This window comes from Streptomyces bikiniensis (assembly GCF_000716625.1).
Taxonomy (GTDB): Bacteria; Actinomycetota; Actinomycetes; order Streptomycetales; family Streptomycetaceae; genus Streptomyces; species Streptomyces bikiniensis.
The window spans coordinates 267,262-277,629 of the sequence record NZ_JNXJ01000006.1 but is presented as its reverse complement, the minus strand read 5'-3'; the positions used below and the strand labels follow the sequence as shown (position 1 = coordinate 277,629).

General features: G+C 69.8%; 9 protein-coding genes. 5 read left to right on the top strand and 4 right to left on the bottom strand.

Annotated features, from left to right (window positions below):
• Positions 1 to 55: 55 nt before the first annotated feature.
• Both OO47_RS36795 and OO47_RS06605 read left to right on the top strand, forming a co-directional pair.
• Entirely contained in the window at positions 56 to 226 is a 171-nt protein-coding gene (locus OO47_RS36795) for a thioredoxin domain-containing protein (protein ID WP_158708641.1), read from the top strand.
• A 34-nt stretch (positions 227 to 260) separates the two neighbouring features.
• Positions 261 to 1,826, top strand: a complete 1,566-nt coding sequence (locus OO47_RS06605) for a recombinase family protein (RefSeq protein ID WP_030206530.1) — start codon at positions 261 to 263, stop codon at positions 1,824 to 1,826.
• 313 nt (positions 1,827 to 2,139) lie between these two features.
• Here OO47_RS06605 and OO47_RS06600 read toward each other — a convergent pair whose 3' ends face one another.
• Positions 2,140 to 2,919 (bottom strand): helix-turn-helix domain-containing protein, encoded by a 780-nt coding sequence (locus OO47_RS06600; RefSeq protein WP_030206529.1) that lies wholly within the window; start codon positions 2,917 to 2,919, stop codon positions 2,140 to 2,142.
• Between the two features lie 337 nt (positions 2,920 to 3,256).
• Between OO47_RS06600 and OO47_RS06595 the strand changes: the two genes are divergently transcribed.
• The 3 genes from OO47_RS06595 (at position 3,257) to OO47_RS06585 (ending at position 6,399) form a co-directional block, all read left to right on the top strand.
• Positions 3,257 to 3,715: a glycine-rich domain-containing protein gene (locus OO47_RS06595; protein WP_030206528.1), complete on the top strand. Its 459-nt coding sequence runs from the start codon at positions 3,257 to 3,259 to the stop codon at positions 3,713 to 3,715.
• 71 nt (positions 3,716 to 3,786) lie between these two features.
• Positions 3,787 to 4,485, top strand: coding sequence for a class I SAM-dependent methyltransferase (locus OO47_RS06590; protein WP_234323097.1), 699 nt, complete (start codon positions 3,787 to 3,789; stop codon positions 4,483 to 4,485).
• A 93-nt stretch (positions 4,486 to 4,578) separates the two neighbouring features.
• Entirely contained in the window at positions 4,579 to 6,399 is a 1,821-nt protein-coding gene (locus OO47_RS06585) for an NHL domain-containing thioredoxin family protein (RefSeq protein WP_030206526.1), read from the top strand.
• Here the strand turns inward: OO47_RS06585 and OO47_RS06580 are convergent.
• The 3 genes from OO47_RS06580 to OO47_RS06570 all read right to left on the bottom strand — a co-directional run bounded on the left by OO47_RS06580 (position 6,396) and on the right by OO47_RS06570 (position 10,144).
• A complete protein-coding gene (locus tag OO47_RS06580; protein ID WP_030206523.1) occupies positions 6,396 to 6,740 on the bottom strand; it encodes a hypothetical protein in 345 nt (114 codons plus the stop codon). The two genes, OO47_RS06585 and OO47_RS06580, sit on opposite strands and share 4 nt — an antisense overlap.
• A 70-nt stretch (positions 6,741 to 6,810) precedes the next feature.
• Positions 6,811 to 8,118 (bottom strand): M18 family aminopeptidase, encoded by a 1,308-nt coding sequence (locus OO47_RS06575; RefSeq protein WP_030206520.1) that lies wholly within the window; start codon positions 8,116 to 8,118, stop codon positions 6,811 to 6,813.
• 196 nt (positions 8,119 to 8,314) lie between these two features.
• Positions 8,315 to 10,144 (bottom strand): acyl-CoA dehydrogenase, encoded by a 1,830-nt coding sequence (locus tag OO47_RS06570; RefSeq protein WP_030206516.1) that lies wholly within the window; start codon positions 10,142 to 10,144, stop codon positions 8,315 to 8,317.
• Positions 10,145 to 10,368 lie beyond the last annotated feature (224 nt).

Below are 10,368 nucleotides of genomic sequence, written 5' to 3'. Positions count from 1 at the left end.
CGCCCTCCGCCCCCGGCCGCCCCCCACTTTCCACCCGTACGGCACCCTTGGACCCATGAACGATGCTGCTCCGGCGCCCACCCCCGCGCCCGCGCCCCGCAAGCGCGCCCGTGTCCGTGCCCCCGAGCTGATCGGCAAGGGCGGCTGGCTGAACACCGGCGGAGAAGAACTCACCCTCGCCGACCTGCGGGGGAAGATCGTCCTCCTCGACTTCTGGATTTCCTGAACCAATGTGAGCACTTCTCGCTAGCGTTGGGCACGTGCACCAACACACCACTGCTGACCTGTACTTGCGCCTGTCCCTGGACCGGGAGGGCAAGACCGCGATCGATCGCCAGGAAGCCGACTGCCGCGCATGGGCGGAGCGCAACGGACTGACCGTCCGCAAGGTCCACATCGACCGTGGACGTTCCGGTTACAAGAACGTCAGCCGCAAGGGGTTCGATGCGGCGATCACAGCAGCCACGGCCGGCGTCGTGGGCGTTCTGATCGTCTGGAAGCTCGACCGCCTGTCCCGCAAGGGCATCGGCGAGGTCGGCAAGGCGCTGGACGACATAGGCCGGGTCGGCGGACGGCTGGTCTCCGTCATGGACGGGCTCGACACGAAGAACGACAGCGCCCGGGTCACCATCGCGATGCTGGCGGAACTGGCGCGCAACGAGTCCCGCAACCTTGGGATGCGCGTCGGCAACGCCAAGCGGTACCTGCGCCAGCGGGGCCAGTGGATCGGCGGACAACCGCCTTACGGGCTGTTGGTGGACCCGGAGGCGAAGAAGCTCGTCCACGACCCCGAGACCGCCGTCTACGCCCGCCTGATCGCCGACGAAGCGCTGTCGGGGAAGGCCCTCGTCCACATCGCCCGGCTGCTGAACGAGCACGGGGTGGAGTCCGCCCGTGGAGGCGAGTGGAACTCGTCCAGCGTCATGCAACTCCTTCGCTCACCGGCCTTCGCCGGTCTCATGCCGCAGACCGAGTACGAGGAGCAGCCGGACGGGACGCGCAAGTACATGAACCGGGTCTCTCCCTACCGAGACCCGGAGACGCTGGAGACCGTGAGCATCGGTGAGGGGATCATTACGGTCGGGGAGCGTGAGCTCATCCTCCGCCAGCTCGAAGCGCGCACGTTTCCTCTGGCGGGGAAGCGTCACGGTCACAAGCAGGGGAAGTCGCTGCTCACCGGGATAGCGCGTTGTGGGCTCTGTGGGGCCCGGATGAGCAAGGCCGGCACGTCGTACCAGTGCTCCAGCCACCGCATGGGGCGGGGATGCTCCGGTGTCTCGGCCCGTGTGGAAAGCATCGACGACTACGTGACCCGGGCGTTCCTCTCACGCCTGCCGTCCCTGGAGCCCCAGGACCCGCTGCTCGCTGTGATCGCCGATCGCTGGGTGCAGAGGGAGGACCCGGAGGTTTTCGCGAAGCGGGACGCGATCGAGGCGGAGATCGCGGACGAGGGGGCTCGTCTGTCGGACCTGGAGGAGGCCAGGTACGTCCGTGGCGAGTTCACTGGCGCAGACGCGATCGACCGGTACAACCGACTCGCAGGACGGCTCCGTACCCGGATCGAGGGACTGCGCGCAGACCTGTTGCGGATACCGACCCCTTCCGTGGATATCTCTCCGCTCCTGGATGCGGGCCTGCTACGTGAAGCTTGGGAAGCCGATGATGCGGCCGGAAGGTGTGAACGCCTTGGCCTCGCCATCGATCGGGTGGAAGTCCGGCGGGGCAGAGTGGGCGTGAGGTTCGACGGCGACGAGCGCTGCCGGATCGTCTGGGCGACGAGAGACGGTGCTGGGCAGGAGCCAGCGGGTGACGAAGTGACGGAATGACGGTCGAAGTCCATTAACTCCTTAAGAGATGTTCTGAGTCTCTTTGGATGGAATAGAACTAAACGTCATTCCGTCACTTCGTCACTGGGGCGGCCCGAGGGCCGGCGCGAAGTTGCGCTGGGGTCACCATCCCGACTCCGGCCCCAGCTCGGAATGCACACGCTGGGTGTGACTCCGTTTCCGGGCCCATCGTGGCTCTGACCAGCGCATATCGACCGCCGGAGACGCGAGAGCGGCACAGTTCACGCCCTGCAAAGCCCGCCGAAGGCCCCACCCCATGGGATCTTCGGCCCATCAGGTGCCCCTTCCGATGTCACTCCGGCGTCTGGCTGTACCTCTCCAGCGTCGCCTTGCTCGTGGACCGGTCCACCAGCTGCAGTTCCCAGGGGCCGGTGTTCACGTCGAAGTCCTTGCCGAAGCCGACCCACTTTCCGGCCATGCGCCGTCCGGTCGGCTCGACCAGGAGTTGGACGGCCCCGTGGTAGCGGGCCCCGTTGTAATAGCCGTCTGCGGCAGTCTGCTCGACCCACGTACCCGTGACCACGTTGCGATCGACGGTCAGATCCAGCGCGAGCGGGCTGTTCGGGTTGCTGCTCGCCCCAGGCAGACTCTGAACGGTCAGCCGGTTCCCGTGCTGGACGATCACCACGTAGTGCCTACCCTCGTACGAGTCGCCCCGGCTCGAAGAGAAGAACTCGTAGCGGCTGAGCCACACTCCCGAAAACATATCCTCACCCGTCTGCGCGGTGGGCTGCGCGCCTACGGAGACAGACGCGACACCGGTTGTGCCGGTCTCCATGTCATGCCCTCCCTTCCCGTCTGCGTGGACTCGTGCCATCGGCACCGGCAGGGCGAACCCCAGTGCCTCGACCGGGCGGCCGGTGACCCGTTCCAAGGCCCTGGCGTACACGCCCCGAGGCGTCTTGCTCGTGCCGGACTCCCAGCGCTGCACTAGCCGCTTGGAAGCCTCGTTCGGCTCTCCCAGTTCCGCACCTGCCCGGCGGAGCGCCTTGGCGAAGTCGTCTTGGCTTAATCGCAGGCCGATACGCACGGCCCGCAGCACATCATTCGGCACCACGGCGGTCGTCGTCATGACGTCAAAGCTAGACCGAACAGTCATGCAATGACACCGGTTTGACGTCCTGGAGGGCGTCATTGACACCTTACTGAGTGACGCCCAGGCGACGCCCGAAGCGTCGTCGTTCCGACCGGTCGGCGGCGGGAACATCGCTTCACCAACCGGACCAGGCAAGCGGAAGGCCAACGATGACCATGACCGTGCGGGTGTCTCGCGACTCCGGCCAGACGTTCGGCTCTGAGGTGATCTACCCCAGCAGCAGCGCCGAGAAGCCGTTGACCCCCATGGCCTCCGCCGCCTGGCCCCCCTGCAAGTGCCCCCGATGTTCCTCACAGACCAGGAAGGCACAGACGTGACGATCACCGACACGACGAAGACCGTGTACGACCTCATCACCCCGGAACTGAGGGCCGACCTCATCACCATGGTCCGCGAGGACTCCTGGCCGGAGATGACCGACGACCAGGGCCAGCGCGGCGTCAACCAGGTGGCGGCCTTTCTCGCCGTCGCCGCGAACATCACGGAGAGGGCCACGCCCAGCCTTCGCGTGGACCTCTTCTGGCACGCGCTCGTGCTCCACACCAAGCACTACGCCGAGTTCTGCGACGCGCTCGGCGGCGGGTTCATCCACCACGTCCCCGACCGCAACAGCGGCCACAACCCGGCCGAGGGCCGGGCCGCGATGCGTCGGACGGCCGAGATGATCCGATCGGCCGGCTTCGACGTGGACCCGGAGTTCTGGCCGATCGACGGCGCGGCCGACTGCACCCAGAGCTACGCGGGCTGCTCCGACAGCCCCGTCGCCAAGTAGCTCCGACTCAAGCGGAGCGACTGACCCACGAGAGCTTCAGCCGCCCGGTATCGTGCCGGGCGGCTGTCGCCGTGAACGAGAACGGACAGGTAGTGACTGACGCTCGCAGCACCGCATGGGACACCTACTCGCAGAGCAAGCCCCAGCGGCGGAGGACCAACGCCAAGGGCGAGACCACATGGTTCAACTGGTCCCAGTACCCGGACCACGGCCCCAGGGCCGACGTGCTCAACCTCAACCCGGGAGACCGCGTGCTCGATCTCGGGTGCGGGTCCGGGGGGAACGCCGCCCATCTCGCAACGCTCGGCATGACGTCCGTCGGGATCGACCTCTCCGCCAAGCAACTAGACAAGGCACGTGAGCGGTGGCCGGGCGTGGACGGGATGGAACTCCACCATGCCGACGCCCTCACCTACCTCGGAGACACGCTCACGATCTTCGATGCGGTCTACAGCGTGTTCGGCGCTGCGTGGTTCACCGACCCCGGCCTACTGCTGCCGGTCGTTCACGCGAACCTCAAGCCGGGTGGCGTCTTCGCCTTCTCCCAGCGGCCCCCGGTCGAGGGGTGCTACGGCTGCCAGGCGTCATACATCCCGCGCGGGCCCGAAGAGGACCCCGCTGTCGTCAAGCGGTGGGACTACGAACCCGATGTATGGGCGCTGATTCTCAAGGAACACGGCTTCGTGGACGTATCAGCGTCCGTGCTTGCCCCACCCCCCGGTAGTCGGCGCACAGGAACCCTGTTCGTCCGGGGCGTCCAAGGAGGCTAGCCGTGGGGAGGCGGGTCCCGTAGCTGCACAGGGCACGCACCCGCGTCGTACGGCCGTGATCCTGCGTTCACGCGCGGGTGGCAAGCTTGAACCATGAACGATGCCGCCCCGACGCCCACCCCCGCGTCCGCGCCCGCGCCCCGCAAGCGTGCCCGTGTCCGTGCCCCCGAGCTGATCGGCAAGGGCGGCTGGATCAACACCGGCGGGAAGGATCTGAAGCTCGCCGACTTCCGAGGTCGCACATTGATCCTCGACTTCTGGACCTTCTGCTGCGTGAACTGCCTGCACGTCCTCGACGAGCTGCGCGACCTGGAGGAGAAGCACCGCGACACCCTGGTGATCGTCGGGGTGCACTCGCCGAAGTTCGTGCACGAGGCCGAGCACCAGGCCGTGGTGGACGCCGTCGAGCGGTACGAGGTGCACCACCCCGTACTGGACGACCCGGAGCTCGCGACCTGGAAGCAGTACGCCGTGCGCGCCTGGCCGACGCTCGTCGTGATCGACCCCGAGGGGTACGTCGTCGCCCAGCACGCGGGCGAGGGCCACGCCAACGCCATCCGGACCCTCGTGGAGGAGCTGGAGGCCGAGCACGGGGCCAAGGGGACGCTGCGGCGCGGCGACGGGCCGTACGTGGCGCCCGAGCCCGTCGCCACCGACCTGCGCTTCCCCGGCAAGGCGATCACCCTCCCCTCCGGGAACTTCCTGGTCTCCGACACCACCCGGCACCGGCTGGTCGAGCTGGCGGCGGACGGCGAGACCGTCGTGCGCCGCATCGGGGAAGGGGTCTTCCGGGAGCCGCAGGGCCTCGCCCGGCTCCCCGACGGCAGGGTGATCGTCGCGGACACCGTGAACCACTCCCTGCGCGCGTACGACCCGGAGAGCGGCGCGATCGAGCTCGTCGCCGGCACCGGCAGGCAGTGGTGGCAGGGGTCCCCGACCTCCGGCCCCGCCCCGGAGGTCGACCTGTCCTCGCCGTGGGACGTGGCCTGGTGGCAGGGCAAGGTGTGGATCGCGATGGCCGGCGTCCACCAGCTGTGGACGTACGACCCGGAGACGAAGACCGTCGGGGTCGCGGCCGGCACCACGAACGAGGGCCTGGTCGACGGGCCCGCCGCCGAGGCCTGGTTCGCGCAGCCCTCCGGGCTCGCGGCCGCCGGCGACCGGCTGTGGATCGCGGACTCCGAGACCAGCGCCCTGCGCTGGATCGACACCGACGGCGTCGTGCACACCGCCGTCGGCACCGGCCTCTTCGACTTCGGCCACCGCGACGGCGACGCCGGCCAGGCGCTCCTCCAGCACCCGCTGGGCGTGACCGCCCTGCCCGACGGCTCGGTCGCCGTCAGCGACACGTACAACCACGCCCTGCGCCGCTACGACCCCGCCACCGGCGAGGTCACCACCCTCGCCACCGACCTGCGCGAGCCGAGCGACGCGGTCCTGGTGGACGGGGACATCGTGGTCGTCGAGTCCGCCCGGCACCGGCTGACCCGGCTGCGGCTGCCCGAGGAGGCCGTCCGGGTCGAGGCGGTCGCCCACCGCACCCGGCGCGAGGCCACCGAGGTCGCCCCCGGTCGCCTCCGCCTCGACGTCGTCTTCCGGGCCCCGACCGGCCAGAAGCTGGACGAGCGCTACGGCCCCTCGACCCGGCTCCTGGTCTCCTCGACCCCGCCGGAGCTGCTGCTCGGCGGCGAGGGCACGGGCACGGACCTCTTCCGCGAACTCGACCTGAACCCGGAGGTCGCGGAAGGCGTGCTGCACGTGTCCGCGATGGCGGCCTCCTGCGACGACGACCCCGCCAACGCATACCCGGCCTGCCACGTCCACCAGCAGGACTGGGGCGTCCCGGTGAAGCTCACGGACGCGGGCGCCTCCCGCCTGCCGCTGATCCTCGCGGGCATGGACGAGAGCGTCTAGCGAAGGAGCCCCTGGTTCCTGGACGGGCGCCCCGCCGCCCCGTCCAGGCAGCCCTCCACCCAGGCGGCCGGGTCGTGGACGGCCCGGTCGCCGCCCCGCCCCTCCCGCTCCAGGCGCGCGCACTCCCCGGCGATGAGCGCCTTCGTCCGCGAACCGTCCACGTCGTACCCGCGGATCCGGGAGGCCAGGACGTACCCGCCCTCGTACGCGATGTCCGTGCCCCACGGCGGCCGGTCGTCGTACTCCCCGATCAGCAGCCCCGCCCCGGTCAGCGCGGCGAGCACGCCGACGACGGCGAACGGGACGGACTTCCGCAGCGGCGGACCCTCGTGACGGTGCATGGGGGCGAGCCTGCCGGGCGGGACCTTTCGCGGATGTTTCGCGCGCGGTCCCGCCCCCGCGGTGCCGGGCTCAGCCCTCCAGGAACGCCACCAGCGCGTTCGCGAGGAGGTACGGGTCCTCCGCGCCGCACAGTTCGCGGGCGCTGTGCATGGAGAGGATCGCGACGCCGATGTCCACAGTGCTGATGCCGTGGCGGGCGGCCGTGATCGGGCCGATCGTGGTGCCGCAGGGCATGTCGTTGTTGGAGACGAACGACTGCCAGGGCACGCCCGCCTTCTCGCAGGCGGCGGCGAAGACGGCCCGGCCGCTGCCGTCGGTGGCGTAGCGCTGGTTGACGTTCACCTTGAGGATCGGGCCGCCGTTGACGCGCGGGTGGTGCGTCGGGTCGTGCCGCTCCGCGTAGTTGGGGTGGACCGCGTGGCCGGTGTCGGAGGAGAGGCAGACGGTGCCGGCGAAGGCGCGCGCCCGGTCCTCGTAGGAGCCGCCCCGGGCGTACACCGAGCGCTCCAGGACGTTGCCGAGCAGGGGGCCCTGGGCGCCGGTGTCGGCCTCGGAGCCGTTCTCCTCGTGGTCGAAGGCGGCGAGGACCGGGACGTACGGCAGGTCGTCGCGGCCCGCGAGGGAGGCGAGCGCGGCGGTGCCCGCGTGCACCGAGAGCAGGTTGTCCATGCGCGGCCCGGCGAGCAGCTCGCGGTCGCGGCCCAGGTAGGCGGGGGCCTCCACGGCGTGGACCATCAGGTCCCAGCCGGACACGTCCTCGGCGTCGACGCCGGCCTCGGCGGCGACGAAGGAGACCAGGTCGCCCTCGTGGACGTCCCCGATGCCCCAGACGGGCTGCATGTGGCGCTGGCGGTCGAGCTTCAGGCCGTCGTTGGCCTGCCGGTCGAGGTGGATGGCGAGCTGCGGGACGCGCAGCAGCGGCCGGTCGACGTTCACCAGGCGGTGGCTTCCGTCGCGGAGGGTGAGGCGGCCCGCGATGCCGAGGTCGCGGTCGAGCCAGGTGTTGAGGAGGGTGCCGCCGTAGACCTCGACGGCGACCTGCCGCCAGCCCTGCGAGCCCAGGTCGGGGCGCGGCTTCACGCGCAGGTTGGGGGAGTCGGTGTGGGCGCCGACGATCCGGTACGGGGTGTGGGCGGCGGCGCCCTCCGGCACGTACCAGGCGATGATCGCGCCGCCGCGGACCACGTACTTCCCGCCGCTCGTCGCGTCCCAGGCCTCGGTCTCCTCGACCCGCCGGAACCCGGCCTCCTCCAGGCGCGAGGCCGCGTTCGCGACCGCGTGGTACGGCGAGGGGGAGGCCGACAGGAAGGCCATGAGGTCGTCGGTGTGCCCGCGGTCGAAGGGGCCGGCGGTGGTACGGGAAGCTGCGCTGCTCATGGGGTTCACCTTACGCAGGGGCACGCGGGGGCCCGCAGGGGCCGGGGCGGGGAGACCGGGGCGCCCGGGAGACCCGGGGTGCCCGGGAAAGCAGGGTGCCCGGAGCGCCCGGCAAGGCGGAACGGCCCGCCCCCCTCCCCGGGGACGAGCCGTTCCTGTATGGACGAGAAGTGCTCTCGAACGCCCTGGGGGCGTCCTAGAACGCGGCCTCGTCCAGGTCCATCAGCGAGCCGTCGACCGACTCGGCGAGCGCGCGCTCGGTGGAGACGCCCGGCAGGACGTTGGCGGCGAAGAACTTCGCGGCCGCGATCTTGCCCTGGTAGAACGCGACGTCCTTGCCGGAGGCGCCGGCGGCCAGCTTCTCGGCGGCGACGGCCGCGCTCCTGAGGAGCAGGTAGCCGACGACCACGTCGCCGGAGGCGAGCAGCAGGCGGGTGGTGTTCAGGCCGACCTTGTAGATGTTCTTGACGTCCTCGCCGGTGGCGGTGAGGTCGGTGATCATCCGGCCGACGATGGCCTCCAGGTCGACGGCCGCCTTGGCGAGCGCGTCGCGGGCGCCGGCCAGCTCCTCGCCGCCGGTGCCGACCGCGAGGAACTTCTTGATCTCCTCGGACAGCGTGTTCAGGGCCGCGCCCTGGTCGCGCACGATCTTCCGGAAGAAGAAGTCCTGGCCCTGGATGGCCGTGGTGCCCTCGTAGAGGGTGTCGATCTTGGCGTCCCGGATGTACTGCTCGATCGGGTACTCCTGGAGGAAGCCGGAGCCGCCGAAGGTCTGGAGCGACTGCGCGAGCTGCTCGTAGCCCTTCTCGGAGCCGTAGCCCTTCACGATCGGGAGCAGCAGGTCGTTGAGGCCGTGCAGCGCCTTGGCGTCCTCGCCGGCCGCCTCCTTGATCGCGATCTCGTCCTGCACGGAGGCCGTGTAGAGGACGAGGGAGCGCATGCCCTCGGCGTACGCCTTCTGCGTCATGAGCGAGCGGCGCACGTCGGGGTGGTGCGTGATGGTGACCTTGGGCGCGGCCTTGTCCATGAAGTTGGCCAGGTCGGTGCCCTGGACGCGCTCCTTGGCGTACTCCAGGGCGTTGAGGTAGCCCGTGGAGAGGGTGGAGATCGCCTTCGTGCCGACCATCATGCGGGCGAACTCGATGATGAGGAACATCTGGCGGATGCCGTCGTGCTTGTCGCCGATCAGCCAGCCCTTGGCGGGGTGCTTGTCGCCGAAGGTCATCTCGCACGTGTTGGAGGCCTTGAGGCCCATCTTGTGCTCGACGTTGGTGGCGTACACGCCGTTGCGGGCGCCCAGCTCGCCGGTCTCCCAGTCGAACTCGTACTTGGGCACGAGGAAGAGCGAGAGGCCCTTGGTGCCGGGGCCGGCGCCCTCCGGGCGGGCGAGGACGTAGTGGAGGATGTTCTCCTCCATGTCGTGCTCGCCGGAGGTGATGAAGCGCTTGACGCCCTCGATGTGCCAGGAGCCGTCCTCCTGCTGGATCGCCTTGGTGCGGCCGGCGCCGACGTCCGAGCCCGCGTCGGGCTCGGTGAGGACCATGGTGGAGCCCCAGCGCTTCTCGACGGCGATCCGCGCGACCTTCTTCTGCGCCTCGTTGCCCTCGTTGTGGAGGATGCCGGCGAACGCCGGGCCGGAGGAGTACATCCAGACGGCCGGGTTCGAACCGAGCAGCAGCTCCGCGTAGGCCCAGATCAGGGAGCGCGGGGAGACGGTGCCGCCGATCTCCTCCGGGATGCCCAGGCGCCAGTACTCGGACTCCATGAAGGCGTCGTACGACTTCTTGAAGGAGGCCGGGACCGGGGCGGTGTTGGTCTCCGGGTCGAAGACCGGCGGGTTGCGGTCGGCGTCGGCGAAGGACTCCGCGAGCTCGTTCTCGGCGAGGCGGCGGATCTCGTCGAGGATGCTCTTGGCGGTCTCGACGTCCATCTCCTCGAACGGACCGGTGCCGTACACCTTGTCGCGGCCGAGGACCTCGAAGAGGTTGAACTCGATGTCGCGGAGATTCGACTTGTAGTGCCCCATGGCGACGGCTCCGTAAGGCTCGGGGAGGGAGGTTCCTCTTACACGTACCAGCAAGTAGCAAAACGCTCTCCACGATGATGCTACCCGTCGGTAATAAGAGCAACCCCTGACGGGCATCTGTGACGAGACTCGCCTTCCTCCCGCGCCTCCCGCACCCTGTGCGCCCCGCCCGTCGCACGCCTCCGAGCGCACTCCGAGCGCACTCCGAGCGCACTCCGCGCGCA